At 32.5% G+C, this 22,391-nt stretch carries 8 protein-coding genes; 6 read left to right on the plus strand and 2 right to left on the minus strand.

Annotation, left to right across the window (positions count from 1 at the left end; genetic code table 11):
• Positions 1-43: 43 nt before the first annotated feature.
• The 3 genes from OLM52_RS07475 (at position 44) to OLM52_RS07485 (ending at position 3,849) form a co-directional block, all read left to right on the plus strand.
• Positions 44-973, plus strand: coding sequence for a type IX secretion system membrane protein PorP/SprF (locus tag OLM52_RS07475; protein ID WP_264547916.1), 930 nt, complete (start codon positions 44-46; stop codon positions 971-973).
• 11 nt (positions 974-984) lie between these two features.
• The gene (locus tag OLM52_RS07480) at positions 985-2,940 is read left to right on the plus strand and encodes an OmpA family protein (RefSeq protein ID WP_264547917.1); all 1,956 of its coding nucleotides are present in this window, start codon (positions 985-987) and stop codon (positions 2,938-2,940) included.
• Positions 2,941-3,321: 381 nt separating this feature from the next.
• The gene (locus tag OLM52_RS07485; protein WP_264547918.1) at positions 3,322-3,849 is read left to right on the plus strand and encodes a helix-turn-helix domain-containing protein; all 528 of its coding nucleotides are present in this window, start codon (positions 3,322-3,324) and stop codon (positions 3,847-3,849) included.
• Positions 3,850-4,411: 562 nt separating this feature from the next.
• Here the strand turns inward: OLM52_RS07485 and OLM52_RS07490 are convergent.
• A complete protein-coding gene (locus tag OLM52_RS07490) occupies positions 4,412-10,093 on the minus strand; it encodes a choice-of-anchor D domain-containing protein (protein WP_264547919.1) in 5,682 nt (1,893 codons plus the stop codon).
• Between the two features lie 13 nt (positions 10,094-10,106).
• On the minus strand, positions 10,107-15,068 hold the full coding sequence (locus tag OLM52_RS07495; RefSeq protein ID WP_264547920.1) for a reprolysin-like metallopeptidase: 4,962 nt from the start codon (positions 15,066-15,068) through the stop codon (positions 10,107-10,109).
• A 463-nt stretch (positions 15,069-15,531) separates the two neighbouring features.
• Between OLM52_RS07495 and OLM52_RS07500 the strand changes: the two genes are divergently transcribed.
• From OLM52_RS07500 to OLM52_RS07510, 3 genes are all read left to right on the plus strand, one after another.
• The gene (locus tag OLM52_RS07500; protein ID WP_264547921.1) at positions 15,532-20,454 is read left to right on the plus strand and encodes a LamG-like jellyroll fold domain-containing protein; all 4,923 of its coding nucleotides are present in this window, start codon (positions 15,532-15,534) and stop codon (positions 20,452-20,454) included.
• 102 nt (positions 20,455-20,556) lie between these two features.
• Positions 20,557-21,234, plus strand: a complete 678-nt coding sequence (locus tag OLM52_RS07505) for a prolyl oligopeptidase family serine peptidase (RefSeq protein WP_264547922.1) — start codon at positions 20,557-20,559, stop codon at positions 21,232-21,234.
• 17 nt (positions 21,235-21,251) lie between these two features.
• Positions 21,252-22,196 carry a tRNA dihydrouridine synthase gene (locus OLM52_RS07510; protein WP_264547923.1) on the plus strand — a complete coding sequence of 315 codons (945 nt, stop codon included), beginning with the start codon at positions 21,252-21,254 and terminating at the stop codon, positions 22,194-22,196.
• Positions 22,197-22,391 lie beyond the last annotated feature (195 nt).

A 22,391-nucleotide genomic window follows, 5' to 3' on the forward strand; every position in this document is an offset into this window, starting at 1 on the left:
GGGGAAGCAATTCCCCTTGAGCTATTATAAAAAGTGAAAAAAAATGAAAAAAAGATTTTTAATATTTATTGTAACACTTGTAGCGGCATCATCTCATGCACAACAAGATTCGCAATTCACAAATTATATGTACAACACTATTAATATTAACCCTGCTTATGCTGGTTCTCGTGGTGTTTTAAGTATTTTTGGATTGCATAGAAATCAATGGGTTGGATTAGATGGAGCGCCTGTAACAAATACGTTCTCTTTAAATACTCCAATCAATAATTCTAATTTCGGAATTGGTTTTTCTATTGTAAATGATAGAATTGGTCCTTCAGATGAAAATTCATTTTCATTAGACATTTCTTATTCGGTTAAAACGTCAGAAACGTATAAATTATCTTTTGGTGCTAAAGCTACGGCTAACCTTTTAAATGTAGATTTTACAAAATTGAATATTTACAATCCTGGTGATGTTTTAGCACAATATAATGTAGACAATAAGTTTTCACCAAATGTTGGAGCCGGAGTTTACTTACATTCCAACAAAACATATGTAGGCTTATCGGTTCCTAATTTCTTAGAAACAAGTCATTTTGACAAAGGTGAATCTGCTTTTACAGCCAATTCAGTTGCTTCAGAAAGAATGCATTTTTATTTAATTGGAGGCCATGTTTTTGATTTGTCTGAAAATGTAAAATTAAAACCAGCATTTTTAACTAAAATGGTTCAGGGTGCCCCTTTACAGGTTGATTTATCTGCTAATTTCTTATTCAACGATAAATTCACTCTTGGAGCTGCTTATCGTTGGGATGCTGCAGCAAGTTTATTAGCCGGATTTCAAGTTTCAGATTCTTGGTTTATTGGTTATGGATATGATATGGAAGTTACAAAATTAGCGAATTACAATTCGGGCTCACATGAATTTTTCTTGCGCTATGAATTGTTTAAAAATTATGACAAAGTAGTTTCTCCAAGATTCTTCTAAAAAGACACATTATGAAAATAAAAGTAATATTATTATTGTTCGTATTGAGTATTTCCTCAGGTTTTGCTCAAAAAATTAAGTTATCGTCAGCTGATAAAAAGTATGATAATTTGGCTTATATAGATGCTATTGAAATTTATGAAGGAGTCGCTGAAAAAGGGTACAAATCTGTTGATTTATTTCAAAAATTAGGAAACTCATATTATTTCAACGCAAATTTGTTAGAAGCAAATAGATGGTATAGTGAATTATTCGCACTAGGTCAAGATGTAGCACCAGAATACTATTTTAGATATTCTCAAACATTGAAGTCTATTGGAGATTATACAAAAGCAAATGAATATCTTACAAAGTTTTCTCAAAAAACAGCTGCTGATAATCGTGCAAAAATCTTCGAATCTAATAAAGACTATTTAGCTGAAATAAAACGAAATTCAGGAAGACAAAAAATCGAAGATGCAGGAATCAATACAGAATATTCTGACTTCGGAGGCTCTTTTTACAAAGAAAACTTTGTATTCACTTCAGCAAGAGATTCAAGTGGTATTTCCAATGTAAAACACACATGGACTAATGCTTCTTTCTATAATTTATACAGTGCTACTGTTAGTTCTGAAGGTTATTTAGTAGATGCAGCACCATTATCTAAAAAAATAAATTCTAAGTTTAATGAATCTTCTGCTGTGTTTACTAAAGATAGTACTACAATGTATTTTACTCGTAATAATTATACCAACGGGAAACAAAAAACAGATGCAGAAAAAACTACTTTATTAAAGTTGTATAAATCAACAAAGGACGACCAAGGCAAATGGGATAATGTTGAAGAATTACCGTTTAATAGTGACGAATACAGTTGTGCACATCCAGCATTGAGTCCAGATGATAAAATATTATATTTTGCATCAAACATGCCTGGAACTGTTGGTGAATCCGATATTTTTAAAGTTGCAATTAATGCAGATGGTTCTTTTGGAACACCAGAAAGCTTAGGTGGTGGAATTAATACCGAAGCACGTGAAACATTCCCATTTGTAACTGATGAAAACGAAATTTTCTTTGCTTCTGACGGACAATTAGGTTTAGGAGGTTTAGATATTTTCTCAGTGAAAATCAACGAAGATGGAAGTATGTCAAAAGTATTCAATGTAGGTGCGCCAGTAAATAGTCCACAAGATGATTTTGCTTATTTGATGGATTCAAAAACTAGATTCGGGTTTTTCTCATCCAATAGAGAAGGCGGAAAAGGAAACGATGACATTTATAAATTCGTAGAGCAAATTCCGCTTTCATACACTTGTAAACAAGTCGTTTCGGGAGTAATTACTGATGAGGAAACAAAGGAAGTTTTAGCCAATGCTAAGGTAACACTGTTTGACGAAAAAATGAATTCGATTAGCGAGATGATTGCTAATGAAAATGGTGAATATCGATTTGAAGGATTAGAATGCGAAAAAACATATTTTGTAAGAGCGGAAAAAAAAGATTACGAAACAGTTGAAACTTCTGTAGTAACTGGAAGCGTTACAGGGGAAACGAAATCAAAATTGCCAATTACAAAACGAGTAAAACAAGTTGGTGTTGGTTCAGATTTAGCAAAATCATTTGATATCAAAATCATCTATTTCAATTTGGACAAGTCTAATATCAGACCTGATGCAGCATTACAATTAGAAAAAATTCTTCAAGTAATGAAAAAAAATCCTACCATGAAAATAGATGTTCGTTCACACACCGATTGTCGTCAAACCGCAAAATACAATCAAGCGTTATCAGATAGAAGAGCTAAATCTACTATTGCTTGGCTAGTTGAAAGTGGAATTTCAGCAGAGCGATTAACCGGAAGGGGTTATGGTGAATTACAATTAATAAATGATTGTGGTTGCGAGCCTGCTAACGAGTCGAAATGTTCTGAAGAAGAGCATGAGGCAAATAGACGAAGTGAATTTATAGTTATATCAATGTAATAAATACAATTTTGTCCATGTTTTAAAAAACTTATCTAAAAAATTGTAATTGATAAAAAAATAAAAAAATTCACTGAAGTTGTGATTTGTAAAAAACATACGATTTTATTTTAAAAAGAATTGTTAAAGATATAGTTAATCCTATTTAGTAAAAATAGTTATGGAGAAGTAATTAGTTTACCAAAAACTAAAAAAAATAATTTATCTGAGGGGGTGAAATTATTTTAAATGAAGAAAATGAAATTAGATTTGAGGGGGTTTATTATCATTTCTTTAACTTCTCCATTAACTATTTAATTTAAAACATAAATTTAAACGATGTGTTACAATATACTAATCTATAGTAGTTATCCAATTGTGAGAGTTGCACTTTCTATTTTTGTGAAAAAAAATTACATAAATTCAAATGTTACGCTATTAGATTCTTTTGAACAAATATTTGGTGCGGAATTTAAAAAAAATTTTGATTTATTAATAATTGATACAAAAAATCATTCTGAATTAGAATTGATTCAAGATAAATCTAACTTATTTAAAAAGGAATTAAAAGTAATTTTTTTAACAGAAGACAGTAATTTAAAAAGAAACTACAGTTCTCATAATTTTTTTTATTTAGATAAAGTAAGTGATGAAGGGAAAATCATTAATTGTTTAAATTCAATTTTTAAGAAAAAAAATAACTATAAAACCGTTACAAACACTATCAGAAGCAAAAATTTCTTATCAAAACGAGAAATTGAATGCGCTACATTGTTAATGAAAGGATACTCAATAAATCAAATATCAAAAAAGCTTTCTCTTGCATTGAGTACTGTTAGTACATATAAAATGAGAATATTGAAAAAAACAAAAACTAACAACTTAGTTGAATTAACAAAATCATTATACAACCTAGAAAATTTAGATTAAATTTTCTAACAATATATTTGATAATATATTACTCCATTATAAAAATTATACTCATGAAAATTATAATTGATAAACTAAAAAGAAATTTTACGCTTACATTAACTTTTAAGGAGTTAGCTTTTTATTTTATTATAATTTTTGTTGGTTTATTAATTTTATCATTAGAATGAGTTTAATTAATCTCCCTGAATATGAACTTTTAATTGGGCAAAGCAAGAAGGCTATTTTAGAACAATTTGGATTTTGCTTTAACGATTACATATGCAATATATGGATGTTTAGAATTGATACAAAAAATTGCTTTTTTTGTAAAAAATATTTATACTTATTTTTCGAAAATGATAAAGTTGTAAAAATTGAACTGAAAAGATATAAAGTAAATTACCTAATGTAATTTTTATCATAATTCATGAATGTAAAATACAAATTTCTTGATCCTATTAATTTTACTTTGAAATGACTTTTTAAGATTGCTTAAAACATTATTTTATTACAAATCAACACTTTAAATAAAAAAAAGACGAATAATTAATTCGCCTTTTTTTATTTTATATACAAAAATTTATTCTACAATAATTTTTTTAGAGTACTTCCCTACTTTAGTTATTACATTTACAATATAAATTCCTTTTGCAAAGTGATTTGTTGGTAAACTAACATTAGATAAGTCTAAATCTTCACCTCTCCAAGTTTTGATATGTTGACCTAAAACATTAAAAACGTTAACCTCTTTAATTTCTTCTTCAACAAGTTGACTTAAAACAATAATTTCATTATTGTAATGGTAGAATAAATTATTATTTAATTCAAAATCATTATTTCCAAGCGTTTCATTTTTGAATCGAATGGTAAATCGATTTGAATTTTCACCAGCGGTAACTGGTACAATAACTTCACCCATTTTTAAATCATGATAAATACCCGTTTGATTATCGTGTAAATAAATTTCTTGATTTTGATCAAAATTTACCAATTCTTCAATTACAAATTTACCATTTGTACCAGTAGTAGCCTTAATATTCACTGGAAAAATTCCGTTCTCATTAAAACTTCCTTCAGCTTGAATAACCAAACTTTTATCTGCTAATGGAAAATAAGCATCATTGGTTTGCAAATCAAACAAAATTCCATCAAATCCATTATCAATTGCTGCCGTAGCTTCATTATTAGGTGTAAATCCTAACAATAATTGCCTGTGCATATTTGTGTTTAAGGCGGTATATCCTAAACGAATTAACTTGAACAGATTTATATCATAAGTATCTTCTTGATTACTTTCTTGAAATACGATTGATGAACTAAACGAATTCCTAAACATGCTATTCGAATCAACATTATCTTCTTTTATAAACAATCTTTGATTATTGTTATATGTTACCGTCCCTCCAGTTGCACTTCCTTTAACAAAGAAAGCTTGTCCAACAGGGATAAATCTACCTGGAATTCTTGTACTTGAACCAGAACCACTAATTAAAGCTGGCGCAACTGGAGCTACACCTCCTAATATTGTTCTAACAGCATAACCTCCTTGGTAACCTGATAAAATATGGGTGTTATTAGTAGCATAATGCTCCCAGAAATACAACGTTCCATCTATATTTGCAAGGTTATCATTTATAAATGTTGTAGCATCTAAAGCAGATGGATAAGGATTACCTAATAAATTGATACTTCCTGGTCCTATATTCAATCCTGATGAAGTAATTAAGCCATTATTTGGTTTTCCAACGAAAACATAATTTTGAGAAGAAATTGCTGGAGGAGCTGCTACCCCACTTCCTTTCATCGTATAACCCTGCCCCGTAGCTAAAACAGAATTTTCATTCAATTGTTGCCAATTTGCATAATCTGGGGTTAAGTTGGTAAACTTGTACAACCAATATCTAGCAATGTTAAAAGGAGTAGTACTTCCATTGTAACCTCCAACCCAATTTATATTTGAAGGTGTTGCAGGATTTGTACCATTTTTCATTGCGTTATTAATCGTATATCCAGTATTATTAGCCACTGCACTTACTACCGTACTGACTGGTGAGGACCAATAATTATAGTTAAATAAATTTCCTGTTCCTTGTTGATCTCTTTCAATGGTTCCTATACTTGCAACATCTAAATCACTATTTAACGTTTGGATTAGTTGTGAGCGTACTTCTAAATCGATTTTTCCATCCAATAACAAGTAATGCGAAATTTGCATTTTAGTGTCGTTTTGAACTAATAAATTTCGAGTAGTATTTACAAACAAACCTAATACAGTTTTGTTACCCGTTGAAATAACATCATTATTTATTCTCACAATATTCCAATCAATTGGTGTTGTTGCATCAATTATTGAATTAGAATTTGGAATATAGTTCATTGCGTTATTTGCCCATGTCGCTGCTGCAGTCCAGTTTCCATTGGTTAGAGATTCATATGGTAATGGAGCCGTTTGTCTATCTACAGTAGTTAAATTTTTTAGTGCACCCGTAATATTATTGTCGGATCTATCTTTTACATTAGTGTAAGTGTAAGTTGACATTGGATAATACAACAGCAAATTACTCCATGATAAAGTAGCCACTTCATTTGATGTAATATTTTGTGGAATAATCATCCCTTTCGTGTAACCATCGGTATGTTTATCCATCTCTTGGTTCATTATAAATCGCAATTGATTCACCGATAAAGAAATATTCCATATTCTAACTTCGTCAATAGTACCATTAAAATATCTTGTTAATGAAGAAGCATTTGATGCCGCTACTAAGAAATCAAAGGTATTGGTTTGAGGTGCTAATAAAGTTGCTGTATTATTTAATACTCCATCAATATACATACTTGCTGTTGTACCATCATAAGTTACAGCTACATTATGCCATCTTGAATCCGGAATTACAATAGTAGAAGTGATCGATTGAGTTGCTGCACCATTTGTCCATGTCATTTGAGCATTTCCAGCGGCATTTATAAAAAACTCGTAACCTGTAGTAGCGTTTTTCTTACTTAAAATACTACCATTAGCAGCATCTCTTTTTATCCAAGCCGAAACTGTAAAAGCGCCATTTAAGTTAACATTATTTCCCGAATTGATATAATCGGTAGTTCCATTAAAATCGATTGAACGCACAAATGTTCTTTCTGGAGCAAATCCAAAAGTGATGTATTTAGTTCCGTTAAAATCATAAGAAGTTTCTAAGTTTGCTCCATTAACAGTCATAACTCTATATTCTGCAGTAGGTGTAAAAACCGGCGTATCAGAAATAAACATATAAAAATCACCTGGAGGCGATAAAGTGGCTGTTAACATAACAGAAGGAAGTGAAATTCTAACAGTTCCAACATCTCCCCCAGTTTCTACTACTCTCCAAATTCTTTGAACAGCTGTAAAATCGACATTAGTTGTTAATGCTGGTGCAATTCCAGAACTAATATTAACCGTCAAAGGAGCAGCTGCAGCTAAACTTGCATTATTATTTCCCCAAACTAAAAATCTTCTATCACCTGCAAATGTATTTGTGTTTAAATTATTTGTTGCAAAAATAGTATCTAATCCTAATGTAATATCATCTGCTTTATTAACTGTTTTTGATTGTTTTTGATTGAGTTGTGCTACATCGTCTCTTCCAATCCCAGCGATATCATAATTATATCCCGCAGAAGCATTATAAATTGTTGTTCCATTAGAATCTACATAATCTAAGCTAGTTCCGTTTGTACCTAATGTAATTCCGTATTTGATAGCCAAATATGATTCAATTCTTCTTCGGTTACCATCATTATTTCTAGCATCATAAGTAATAACTTCTAAAATATCTCCGTTATAACTTGCATCAAAAAACTCGCTTCTTCCTAACCAATATCTAGAATTTAATATGTTTTTATAAGTTCCTGTTGCAATATTTGTTGTTCCTAATTGTAGTCCATTATTAAACAAGTGCATTAAACTGGATGCCGAATTATCTCTTTTTCTTGGATTAAAAATTTGTGGCCCTACATATGATTTTGTAATACTTATCTCAGCTTCTCCATATTCGGTATTGGCTGCTTGGTTATAAGCGACGATTTCGTTAGAGTAGCGAGAAGATGAATTTCCCATGTAAAACCCAGTAACATCTTGACTTCCTTGATTGGTATTTACATCATCACCGCAAAAAATATCTTGTGCACTAGTAATTCTATTAACAGGGTTTGTTGGTTTAACAACTATAAATATATCGTGATTATTAAAACCTTGTCCAGCATACATTGCACTACCTCCAGTAAAATGAACTACTGGATTAAAATTAACATTATTTGTTGCATTATTATAAAAAATTGGATTTCTTGACAGCTTTGCTGTAGCGCTTCTAGTATTGCCAAACACATTATCTTGCCACGTACTCACAGCTCCACCATCTGCATATGTTCCTAAGTTACCGTCTGCTTTTAACCAAAGTCTTAAGTTGTTTGTTACACCTCCTGGAGCATTTGAAATTGCAGGCATTGCGACAACTGTTGCTCTTACTGTAAATCTATACACTGTTTTTCCTGCAGTTACATTACTATCATTATTAACCGTGACAGTAGCAGTAAACGTTCCAGTAGCAGTTGGAGTAAATGTAACCACAAAGGATGCAACTCCTCCAGAATTAATATTTGTATTTAAATTTGTTGTTGTAAATCCTGTTCCTCCTGTAATTGTTACAGAACTAACATCAAGCGTGTTAGTTCCAAGTGAATACACCTGAAATGGAATTGAAATTGGTAATCCAACATACGTTGTTCCAAAATCAGTTAAATCAATTGTTGAAGGAGTTATATCTTCATCCGGAATAGAAGTATCATTTCCTTGAACGTCAATTTCTCTTCCGGTTACAATACAATTTCCTTGAATTACAAAGTCATAAATACTTTCATCCGAATCATTATTTAAAATAGTTACGATAGCTAAGTAACTTCCAACAACGGTTGGATTAAAAGTTATAGTAAACGTAACTGATCCACCTGCTGGGATGGGTGAAGTTGGAAAACCAGTAACAGTAAATGCGCCACTACCTGTCAATTCCACATAAGGAACACCCGTTAATGTTAAAGGTGTTGTCCCTGTATTTTGAATCGTAAAAGTTCTTATTGATGAACCTCCTGGAGCGACTGTTGGAAATAAAGTACCATTTCCAGCAGCTCCAGATGAAGCACCATCAACGATATTATTCCCTAATCCTGTTAAATTAATTTCTGGTTCGCCACCAGTTCCTCTAATTGAAAAATTAAAGGGGTTTTCATTAGAATCATTGTTAACAAATGAAATGGTTGCATTTCTAACACCTACTGCTCCAGGTGAAAAACTAACCGTAAATGTTGTTGTAGCTCCAATGGCAAGTGTTGCCGCTGGAGGGGTTAACAATGTAAAATCGCCTGAATTAGCACCCCCAAAAGTAAAAGTTCCGATGGTTAAAGGCAATAAACCAGTATTTGAAATTTGAAAGGTTCTTGTTATGGGAGTTCCAACAGTTGTTGCTCCAAAATCAGTAAAATCAGCTAGAGTTGTAACTGCTGTTCCATCCACAATATTATTTCCATTTCCAGAAACTGCAATTTCTGGCGCAGCAAAACCAGATAATCTAAAATTATCAAAAGCCACACCGACATCACGACCATTTCCATTAGATGCAAAAACAATTCTAAATTGAACAGAATCATTCCCATTAAAATTAATATCTTCTGAAGAAATATTAATACTTCTAGTTTGCCATACTGAATTAGGTGTACCTCCAAACCATCCATTTGAACCTAAAGAACCAACATTACCATCATACCAACCAGCACCATTTCCTAAATTTTGCCAAGCTCCTCCATTTAAACGATACTGTACTTTCATACCATCATTGTTTTGAGTATCTGTTCTCGTATCTATTGACAAAGTAATATTTTCATATCCTGAAAAATCAATAACCGGTGAAGTGGATTGAATTTCTGTATCATTTTGATACTGTCCAGTATGTCTTCTAGAATAGTAACTATTAGTTGTGTTTCCAATGTTAATTGGATCAACGACTAAAATAAATGGTCGATTGTGACCTAAACTAGTTGTATTATCAACACCTCTAATCCAGTTACTTGCACTACCTCCAGAAGTTGAAGAAGTCCACGCGTTTACACCTGTACCATTTTCAAAATCTGCATTAAAAAAAGTGGTTTGTGCATTTGCAAAATTTAAAAACAAGACCAACATTAAAGTTAGCATTATTTTTACTTTCGGGGATTTTAGTAGAATTGCTACCATAGATAGAAAAGATTTAATTCGTAATTATTTTTGTTGCAATCATCCCTTGATTTAGGGTGATTACCTTAACAACTAACATTTGATTTTTAAAACCTTGTACTGAAAAACTATATTCTGTTTGGTATACTTTTGATTTATGAAACACACGTCTTCCTAATAAATCATACACTTCAATTTGTTGAATTTCATCATTTACCGAGTTAAGATGAACCAAATCACCCGATTGATAAACTATCAAATCTGAAGTTTCAACTAAATCATTTGACAACAACTCATTTTTAAAAACAAGTTCAAATCTATCCTCGACAGTTCCAATTGTAGCACTGAAAGTGTATGCCGAATTTTTTAAATCATGCAACACATTTAGCATTTTATCCTTTAAATAAATGTTTTGACTTCCAAGAAATAAACCATCTAAAGTATCTATCTCAATTTGGTACGCGCTTGGCTCAACAATTGAAATACCTAACGGAATAACATCTTCATCTGTGAAAGGAAGTGTTCGACCTTGTACCGCATATTTATTAACATCCATAATTGAGTACAGATTACTCCCTTGGTTCCCAAAAGCAAGACCATCAATTCCAAAATCATACTCATTTGTTGCGTCATTCATATAACCAACTAAAACCTGACTGAATTGTCCAGAATTATTTTTAAGATTTAACCAAATTCTGTGCTTTTCTTCTGAATTAAGAGCAACTACAGAAGAATTGAATGCTTTGAAAAACTGATTTCCATTATTTGCCAATCGCATTTCATTTGAGAAAGAAATATAACTAGGCACAACTGCATTTACAATAAAACCCTGCCCCACTTGAATAATTCCGTTTGGCGTTGCACCTCCTGCAGCAGATGCTGTTCCGCCTAATAATGTATAGGTTGCATAATTATTTAATGGATAGACACCATTTACAGCTTGTTGCGTATGGGTCCAAAAATATAAAGTTCCATCAATGGTTTGATTTTCTGTCCCTCTATTAAAAGTGTTTTTTAAAATAAAATCATTGGCACTTATGGTCGAAGGATAAGGATTTCCTATTGCATTATATCCAGAAATTCCTTTTTTAACCACTGGTTTAAAATAAGAATTATTAAATGTTCCTGTAAAAACTCCTGAATAGTTAGAATAAACCGTACTTGACCAATTGTTTGGCGCTCTTACAAGATAACCCTTAGCTGGAATAAAATCATTTGAATTAGGGTCTATCGCATCATAAGCTCCATTGGTTGCTGTAAATGGGTTGTAAACATAAAATCTATTTGTAAGCGTTTGTGGTGAAAATGCTAATACATTTTGATTTGCAACTGGCGAAGACCAAAGCGTATAATCTAGACGAACAATTGGAGTACTATTTCTGTTTACAGTGGCAATTCCTGAATTATTTAAATGCTCAACCTGAATCAAATTAGCGTTATTTTGAACAATAATATTTGCAGAAGAAGCAATTGAAACTCCTCTATTCACTGTAACATTTGTTCCGGAAACAATTGTTAGTACAGCTGTTCCATTTACTTGAATAGAACAAGCTTCTAAATTTGCAACCGTAGTAAAGTTGCCATTAAAAACAACATTTTTATTTTTATCAGGTGTGCCATTACTCCAAGTTGAACCGTTCCAAGTTGTAGAAGTTGCGCAAGTTTGTGGTGTAACATTAATCGTAAAAGTTTGTCCACCTAGCAATGCTAAATTATTTCCTTTTATAGTTGCAACAAAATGGTCTGCGACAGAATTTAATGCATTGTGTTTGTAGGAAAGTTGCGCAGTGTTAATATCAGCTTGAGTAAACGAATCTCCAGCAAATAAACGTTGACCATTTAGTAATAAATAACCGTTTGTTGGCAATTTAGTTACTGTATATAATAGCTGTGCCGTTGTTGCACCCGATTGAGTGGCGTTTAAAAATGCCGAAGTTATATTTTGAGTTGCTCCCTGATTAACCGTTAAGGCATTATTAACCAAAGTCACATTATTTACTATTTGTAATTTCCCACAAATTGTAATACTAAATTCATTAAATGTTCCACCTGAAGAATTTGAAACTCGGTCTGTTGCTAATAATACCCAAGTTCCTTGAGCGTTTGACCCTATGAATCTTGAAAAAGCTTGACCTGGTTGTTGAATTCCTTCTAATCCAGCAACCACATTTGGAACAACATTTCCACAGGTTAAAGGAATACCGTCATCATCAAAAGTGACATTAAAGTTGGATCCAGAACAATCTCTGTTATAAATTTCAGAAAAAACGCCATCTGGAGCTCTAAATTGCATTTTTATATCCGAAAGTAATGGATGCGTAGCTCTCATGTAGAAACTCACTTTACTCACAATTAAATTATCTGCAACATCAATTCTTGCACTTACAGCATTATTTGAATTGGTATTCCAAATATCGTCACCTCCTTCAAAATATTCATCTGTATAAGTATTACAGAAATCTCTAGAAATTTGAAAAGAATAAATTTCGGAATAAGAGCCATAGATACAAGAATTTTTTGGTCGAACTCGCCAAAAGTAAATTTTACCTTCTACCAATGAACTGGTTTGATATTCTAACTTTGAAGTTGTAATTGTTTCGGCAATTGTTGAAAAAAGTGGTGATTCTGAAATTTCTAAAATATACTCTTCAGCACTTGTTAAAGCATTCCACTGCAATAAAACAGAAGTTTCTAAATTGGTTGCACCATTTGCCGGAGCATTCAAAGTCAATTGATCAATAAAATCTTCATATACATTTAATGAAACTGGCAATGTTTCTGTAGCAGTTGTAGCAGTTCCTTTTAAAACAACAGGATAACTTCCGGCAGAAACTAATGCAGCACCCGTAAGCGTTACTGTAACTTGCCCGCTAACCGAAAGAGAAGTTGGTGAAAAAGTTGCTGTGATTCCAACTGGTAAATTATCCATCGAAAAAGTAACAAGTTCAGAGAAATTTGGTGCTTTTGCATAATCAAAAATAAAAGAAGCTGTATTTGGTTTACAAACTGGAATATTTGTATCTGTTGCAACAAATTCGAACGTACCTGCTTTAATTTCAAAATCTTGATTAGAAATATCAAAAAAGATGTTGGTTGCAGCTTCTATTTTTATTCTTGCTCTTTTTGTTATATTATTTGGAACTGTAATTGCCTGACTTCCATCATTTGGTGTGCTTGAAACTAATGTTATTGGATAAGTGTAACCTCCATCAAGTGATAATTTGATATTTACATTAGCAGATAATGTGTTTGTTGAATTCACCGCCCAAGTAACTGTTTTGGTTTCACCTGCATACCAAACTTCTGTTCCTAAATTAGGAGAATTTACAACAAATGGCCCAGTTGTATTAACAGTTATTAGAACATTATCACTATTGGTTTGTCCCACTTGCACATTATTATCTCTAACCGTTAATCTAAAATTTAAAGTTCTTCCTACAGATGGTAAAACTTCCCAAGTTGGGGTTTGATTGGCAATAATGGCATCCATATTTGGAAAAACTCTTGCAGGATCTGTAGTTGGAAAAAATGAACGAAAAACAGGCCCAGCAGTATTTGTGGAAAGTGGTGGTTGTGTGCCTCCGTCATTTGTATCATATTGTTCCCAACAATATGTCAAAATATCTCCAGCTGTTGGGTCAGATGATAAGTTACCATTCAATATAAAAGGTGTACTTCTTGGAATGGTATAATTCGAACCTGCATTTGCTGTAGGTTCAACATTTGAGTATGTGGTTTCTGTTTCACAGGTATGCGAAGTTACAGCCGTGGTCATTTGCTCAATACTTCTTGCGTGAAAATAACCATCACTATTGGCTTGAATATTTGGCGCACAAATTCCGGCATAACCTAAAATTGTTGAAGCACTTCCTGGTTCATAATCATCGGTTACTTTAGAGCCAAAACAAGGATTATAATAGGTATGACCGGCACTAAACTGATGACCAATTTCGTGAGCTACATAATCAATATCAAAAGGATCAAATTCAGGCGTTACAATTCCAGTTACACCAGCACCTTTACTTGTTCCACATGGACCTGTACTAGCAACTCCACCACCACCAGTACTAAATACGTGGCCAATATCATAAGCTCCTGCTGTAATTAATCCAGAAATATTGGCTGTATTTGCTCCTAACATTTGTGAACCACTATAATTATCGTACGGATCTGGGTCTGGTGTGCTATCTATATTGAATCCGTTAATATAAATAAGTCTATTGTTAGCTGGAACAATTTGAAACCTTAATCCCATATCTCTTTCAAAAACACTATTAACTCTTGTCATTGTAGTGTTCATAGCGGCTAAAACTCCTGCAACAGTATTACCATGATAAGCAGCATATTCTGAAGTACATGCAATCGCAATATCATAAGTTCTAAATCTTCCGTCTGTAATATTTCTTTGAAGTTGTTGTGTTCCAAATTGAACTATTTCATCGGCATTTTCTTCATCAACATAGGCACAACTGAAATCATCATCAGTTGCTTTATTGAAGTTTTTTCTATTGTAAACCAATACAAAATCTGACTCACCTCTTTTATACGGATCTAAGTAAATTATCTTTTCGCCATTTATAACACCATAAAAATTATCTGCCGATAAGCTGATGTATATTTTATGCAAAGGATTTTGTTTACTTACTCCTACATACGATTGTATTTCTGGATACAGCGCACTCAAATCTCTGTGCATGTAGTAAACTCTTTTCAGGTAAAAATCTTCAACATGACCATCTTCAAACGGAAAAGGAATTGACACTAACGAATTATTTTCGCCATCAATAATTTCATCTGGGACTTGCGCTAAACGATTTTTTAAATCTGAAAAACTAAAATTATATAAGTAATAAGAAGAAGGAAGCTGCTCTTTTGTTCCATTTCCAATTTTAGTCAGCACTTCATTAACCTCAACTTGTTTCCAAATTGACTGCGCTAATGAAAAATTTAAACACAGCAAAGCAATTGCTATGAATTGTAGGGGGTTTTTTTTCATAGTTCAAATAGGGGGTGATTTTTCTGTGACTGATCACAAAAATATCTTACTAAATTTATGCTAAATTAATGTATTTACCTACAAGTATTTCAGTCTTGATGAAACAATTTATAAATTTAACAAAAAAATAATATTCTGTGATTTTTTGTTGATTTCGACTTAATTATCAGCTAACATACATCCTTCCAACAAATACCATACTTTATGTAACTATTTACAAATAAGACATTTAATGCTTTTTTTAGATAAAAACACTGCATTAACATTTACATTTCTTTTAAATTCACAACACTTATTACCAATTAGTTAACATTTATTAATTAACAATAGCTATTCATTTATTGTTTATTCATCTTTGTGTTGCAGTGAATTTCTTTAACAGTTTCAATTCCAAATTACACCTCCAAAAATTTCTTATTTCACTGAGCTTTAAGTATCAATAACCCTCTAAATTGAAAAGAAGATGAATAAGAAAATTACACGCAAAACAAATAAACTTTTTTTTACTTTTCTAATTGCATTCACATTCCTAAATAGCGTTGCTCAATATCAAATTCAATACCAAGGATTTGACAGCACTGCATCAGACACTTGGAATTATTCAAATTCAATCAATACAGGAACAATTGAAACAAATACTTCTACTTTTGTTTCCTCACCAAATTCATTGAGATTTGGTGGCTCAAATACTTCTACAGCTGGAATTACCTATAATGACCCAGAAATTTTATTCAATAATGTATCAATTAGCGCATATACAAATGTTAATTTAAAAATACATTTTTCTTGTAACGGTACTCCTGATGATAATGATGACTTTTACTTAGATGTATCGTATAATAATGGCTTAACATTCACCTCAACCAAACTTATTGACGGAAAAAATGACACAAGTGATAATCTTGGCTTTTCGCATGCGTCATCAGCAGGAAATACAGTTGGCTCCTCTTATACTTTTAATATCCCAAATGGAAATTCACAAGTTTTAGTGCGAATTAGATTTGACGAAAGAGATAATCAAGCCAATACAGGAGATTATTATTTTATTGATAATGTAAGCCTGTCTGGAACACTGATTGGAAGCTATATTAATGTAAGTGGCACCAATTCAATCGCTGTTCCATACAATGGTGCTGCGATTATAAGTAATGGAACAGATTTTGGCACAACACAAGTAGCTGCAACTCCAATTGTTAAAACATTTACTATTGAAAATATCGGATCGAATACCATAAACTTATCTGGTAGTCCTACAGTTCAGATAACTGGAAGTAGCGATTTTAGCGTCTCCAGTTTCCCGGCTAACACAATAAATACTGCAACATCAACAACTTTTCAAATTACTTTTAACCCTTTAGTATTGGGAACAAAAACAGCTATTGTTTCAATACCAAGTAATGCTGACACAAACAACCCCTACCTATTTGAAATCAAAGGAGAAGGCATACAAACTTTTTTTGATAGTGATAATGACGCCATTTACGATAATATTGATATTGATGATGACAATGATGGTATCGAAGATGCTACTGAAGAAAACAATTGTAATTTAATGAACGGTCCAAAAGTAAACTATAAATTTTTAAATGAAACTTTTGGCACAGGAGTTCGAACAACCATTAATACAACTTATGATGCAATAACAACCTACTGTTACGAAGATGGAACCGCTGGTATTAATACCCCTGAATGTCCAAATTTAAGCACAGTAGATTTAAACGATGGAAAATACACGGTGGGTTCATCGGCTCAAATAGCATCTTGGGCTGCTGATTATTGGCATTTAGGCGGAGACCATACTGGCGACACTAATGGTCGAATGGCTATATTTAATGCTTCCTACACGCCTGGTATTTTTTATACAGCAACTATTTCAGGTGCACTACCAAACATTCCTATAACCTATAGTTTTTGGGTGTTAAACCTAGACAGAACCAACGCGCCGGGTATTGCTACTAGATTGAGACCAGATGTTAGGGTTGAATTTAGAGATATGAATGATGCTCTAATTACTTTTATCGAAACAGGAGACATTACACCTACCACAGCAGGAAACTTAGCAGGTGATTGGCAACATTTTACAGCCGACTTAGTACTAAATGTGAGTGCTTTTAAAGTAATTTTCATCAATAACGAAACAGGTGGCACAGGAAATGACTTAGCTTTAGACGACATTTTAATCTCACAAACTTTATGCGATTTAGATAATGATGGCGTGGCAGACGTTTTTGACTTGGATTCAGATAACGACGGAATTCCAGACGTGGTTGAAGTAGGCTTAGGAAACCTGAGTGAAGGTAAAGCTTATGTCGTTAATTGGATAGATGCTAACTTAAATGGAATGCATGATGCTGCAGAATTACATTTAGTTCCTGATCATGACGGCGATGGTGTTCCTAACTACTTAGATCTAGACAGTGATAATGATAGTGTTTTTGACGTAGATGAATCTTGGGCAGGAAATCCAAATGCGTATGCAGGTTATGAAAATGGTGATGGCGACATTAATGGTGATGGAACGGGAGACGGACCAGAATCGGAAACATTTAGAAATAAAGACACAAATGCCGATGGTGTTTTAGAAGGATTTGGAGATGGAATATTAGACAAGTATGATTATAATTTTGGTATTTATGGCAATTTAGATCAAGGAACTATTATTGCCCCTTTTTATTATTATGTTTTAGATTCAGATGGTGATGGAATTCCAAATTATCTTGATACAACTTCAGATGGAACTAATTTTGATATTGCTAAAACACTTTATGCGAATCTAGATGCCAATAATGATGGGATAATTGATGGAACAACAGACCTTGATAAAGATGGAATAATCGACAACTTTGACACAAATAATAACCAATTTGGTTCTCCAAGAGATTTAGAACGAAAACTTTTTTTGGCCTTTGATGGAAGAAACGACTATGCCACAGATGCAACATTAATGAGCGGATGGCAAAATGCTTCGTTAATGGCTTGGATAAATATAAATAGTTCGTTTACAACAGAAGGAGTAGTTGTTGGCCAAGACAAATTCAAAATTGCAGTTGACAATTCAAAAAAAATAAAAATCATTGCTAACGGAACACTTCTTGAACACAACGTTTCAATGGCTGATTCACAATGGATTCATGTTGCCGCAATTTTTGATGGTGCTAATGGCATGCTGAATTTATATATCAACGGGGAACATACAGATAGCATTTCAATTTCAGGAGCTATAAATACAGACCCATCTTTGTTTACTATCGGAAAAAATCCAATTGCTGATACAGATTATTTCAAAGGAAAAATTGACGAAGTACGGCTTTTTGATGTTGCGCTTTCAGACGAGCAGTTACAAAAAATAGTCTATCAAGAAATCTATAATAATAACGGTCAAATTAGAGGTGAAATCATTCCAAAAGATGTTCCATCTCTGCCTTGGGTTAATCTAATTCGCTATTTTAGAATGGATAATTATAAAGATGATATTATCGACAATCATACTACCGTTTCAATTGACAATACTGTGGGTGCAAAAATCTACAATATTAAAACCATTAAAAATCAAGAAGCTCCAATGCCTTTTGTAACAGAACAAAATGGTGATTTTGCTACTGCAGTACATTCAGTTACAAAAGAAATTAGAGGCCTAGATGCTGATGATTATGATTGGTCTATACTTCATGTTAAACACAATATTACTTCAATAATTGACAATATTGATTTAGGGCTATTAATTGATTCAATGGCTAATATCGTAATGGAAAACAACACTAAGTTACAAAATGATTGGTATTTGAAATTAGATGGAAAAATAGACTTACAAGGAATGTCTCAACTCTTACAAACTTCTGAGAGTGATTTAGACCCATCAAGCAGTGGAATCCTAGAACGTGATCAACAAGGCAGCGGAAACAAATACAATTACAATTATTGGTCTTCACCGGTTAGTTCAGTAGCATCTTCAACTGAAAACAATACTGGATTTACGATTAATTCCATTTTAAAAGATGGCACAGATGCTAACAATCCACAACCTATTACTTGGGTTTCTGGATATGATGGTTCTTCAAATCCATTGCAAATAGCTAGATATTGGCTGTATAAATTCACAAACCTAACACCTCTTTATGCCAATTGGCAGCAAATAAATGAAAATTCAATCATACTTACTGGTCAAGGATATACCATGAAAGGATCAGCTATTGCAACAGCACCAGCAATAGTATTACAAAACTATGTTTTTACAGGAAAGCCAAATAACGGAACAATTAATCATAGCGGAATTCAAATTGGTCCAGAAAATATTCTACTAACTGGAAACCCCTATCCATCAGCCCTAGATGCAAATGATTTTATTCAAGATAATTTGAGTGCCCTTTCTGGAACATTATATTTTTGGGAACATTACCCTTCAAATAATACTCACATTTTAGCTGGCTACCAAGGTGGATATGCTGCAAGAAATCTGGTTGGTGGAGTACCTCCAATCACACCTGCCTTAATAAGTGGTCTCGGCTCTAGTACAAGAATTCCTGAACGAAACATTCCTATTGGGCAAGGGTATATTGTAAAGGGTAATAATCTTGGTGGTCAAGTAACATTCCAAAACAGCCAAAGAGAATTTGTAAAAGAAGATGATAGCAATTCGAATAACATGTTTAAAAGTAATTCCAAAGTTAGCACAATTGAAACTACAGCAACAAACTCTGGTTTTGCAACAATTAGGCTAGGATACACTGGAAGTACAAACTTGCACAGACAACTTTTATTGGGCTTTATGAACCAGTACGCAGACAACAATTACAACCCAGGATATGATGGTGAAATAATGGATCCACAAAGCAATGACGCATATTTTCAACTAGGAAACATAAGACTAATGATTCAAGGTGAAGGATACTTTAATGCATCAAATATTTATCCTTTAACAGTGGTTAGTAGCCAAACTGGAGTGGTAAAATTCATGCTAATTGAAATTGAAAACTTTGATAGCAATCAACCTGTTTATATTCACGATAATTTAACCGATACTTATTTTGACATTCGAAATAATATATTTGAAGTTACGATTCCTGAAGGTACAATTACTTCTCGATTTAGTTTGCGTTTTACGAATCAAACGTTATCAGCAGATAATCATAGTATAGAAAACACATTCAATATATATCATGTTGCTGAATCTAATGAAATAAAAATCGAGAATCTAATGACTAATGTAAGCATAGAAGAGGTTACACTGTTTTCGATTTTAGGTCAAAAAATACAAAGCTGGAATGTAGCTAACCAAGAACAATCTAACATTTCTGTAAAAACAAAAACACTAAGTGATGGCATTTACATTGTTCAAATAAAATCAAATGAAGGCAAATATTACAGTAAGAAAATAATCCTCAAATAAACGCCACAAATACCATAATTACTGGGATTTATTTTTTAGAAACATTTTAAATTTTTCGCTTAAAACAAATAGATTACTTTTGTAATTCATTATCTAAAATTTATGAAAGTTTTTTATCTTATTTTATTTCTATTTGGGCTCAACTCTGGTTTTGCACAATTACAAACCATTACAAACCAAACCGAATACCCTTTTTGGATTAATGTTCCCGAAACTGAAAAAACCGAAAAACAACCCATTCTTATTTTTCTTCACGGAAAAAGTCTCTCTGGAACCGATTTAAATCGTGTTAGAAGATATGGCGTGCTTCGTGCAATGGATAAAGGTCGAAAAATACCTGCAATTGTTGTAGCGCCTCAATTAGCAAAAGGCAGTTGGAATCCTGATAAAGTGTTGGAAGTTTTAGAATATGTAAAGAAAAATTATAACGTAGACGAATCCCGAATTTATGTTTGTGGTATGAGTCTTGGCGGTTATGGAACATTACACTTTGCTGGAAAACATGCCGATAAGATTACAGCAGCAGTTGCAATTTGTGGCGGCGGAAACACAAGCGATGGTTGTACATTATCCACAATTCCTATCTGGATTCAACATGGCGACAAAGATTATATAGTTCCTATTTCAGAATCACAAAAAGTAGTTAATGCAATACGAAAATGCAATGAAAAAGCAAAACTAATTTTTACCGTCATAAAAGGGGGAAATCACGGAAGCGTTGAAAATATTTTTCATCAAGATGCCATGTATAATTGGTTATTTGAACAAAAAAGAGAATAATCTATTACCTTTGCCGCATGAGCATTACCTTATTATCTTCGCCTTTACAGGGATTTACCGATTTTAGATTCAGAAACGCCTTCCACAAACACTTTGGCGGAATCGATACATTTTATTCGCCATACATCAAATTAAATGGAAAATTAGCAGTTAAAGGTTCCTACGAAAGAGATATTTTACCCGAAAACAACACTACTTTAGAAGTAATTCCTCAAATAATTACTAATGATGCAGAAGAGTTTTTATTTGTTACCAAATACGTGCAGCAATTTGGTTACAAAGAATTAAATTGGAATTTAGGTTGCCCCTATCCAATGGTTGCAAAATGCGGAATGGGTTCAGGATTAATTAGCAATACGTCGCAAATTGAACATATTTTAAAGCGTGTTCATAACGAAACGGATATTCTTGTATCTATGAAAATGCGAATGGGGTATGAAAACGCAACCGAAATTTTAGATGTATTCCCCATTTTAGACCAATATCCAATTAAAAACATCGCTATTCATGCGCGAATAGGAAAACAACTTTATAAAGGTGGTGTGGATTTAGATTCGTTTCAAAAGTGCTTAGATCATACAAAACATAAAATATATTACAACGGAGATATAACTTCCGTTTCTAAATTTAAAGAATTACAAGAACGTTTTCCATCAATTGACCATTGGATGATTGGTCGTGGCTTAATTGCCGATCCATTTTTACCAAGCATGATTAAAAATGATACTACTGCATATCCAAAAAATAAATTAGAAATTTTTGAAGCATTTCATGATGAAATTTACCAAGAATATGATGCTTATTTATCTGGTCCAACACCTATCCGAATGAAAATGTTAGGCTTTTGGGAATACTTTTCAGAATCCTTTTCAAATCCTCAAAAAACATTTAAAAAGATCAAAAAAGCAGGAAATAGTAAAAATTATGAAATTGCTGTAAAAGAAATTTTTAAAAATGGGTAATCCCAAGAAACTCAATCTATACACTTTTTTTAACTCAATCGATAAGTCTTAACGAATCAGTTATTAAAAAAACCATTACAGTTATTACTTCACAATTACATATCCAAGGTAATTTTAATAACATTTGCTGTAACTATTTTAAGTTTAAAAGCCCTACAATCAATAATTTACTTTCAAAAACTATTGCTAGTTACG

Source organism: Flavobacterium sp. N2820 (assembly GCF_025947285.1).
Lineage (GTDB): Bacteria > Bacteroidota > Bacteroidia > Flavobacteriales > Flavobacteriaceae > Flavobacterium.

Excerpts from the sequence above, each read along its gene's own strand:
- OLM52_RS07475 (WP_264547916.1), top strand. The coding sequence starts at position 44 with ATGAAAAAAAGATTTTTAATATTTATTGTAACACTTGTAGCGGCATCA.
- OLM52_RS07480 (WP_264547917.1), top strand. The coding sequence starts at position 985 with ATGAAAATAAAAGTAATATTATTATTGTTCGTATTGAGTATTTCCTCA.
- OLM52_RS07490 (WP_264547919.1), bottom strand. The coding sequence starts at position 10,093 with ATGGTAGCAATTCTACTAAAATCCCCGAAAGTAAAAATAATGCTAACT.
- OLM52_RS07495 (WP_264547920.1), bottom strand. The coding sequence starts at position 15,068 with ATGAAAAAAAACCCCCTACAATTCATAGCAATTGCTTTGCTGTGTTTA.
- OLM52_RS07500 (WP_264547921.1), top strand. The coding sequence starts at position 15,532 with ATGAATAAGAAAATTACACGCAAAACAAATAAACTTTTTTTTACTTTT.
- OLM52_RS07505 (WP_264547922.1), top strand. The coding sequence starts at position 20,557 with ATGAAAGTTTTTTATCTTATTTTATTTCTATTTGGGCTCAACTCTGGT.
- OLM52_RS07510 (WP_264547923.1), top strand. The coding sequence starts at position 21,252 with ATGAGCATTACCTTATTATCTTCGCCTTTACAGGGATTTACCGATTTT.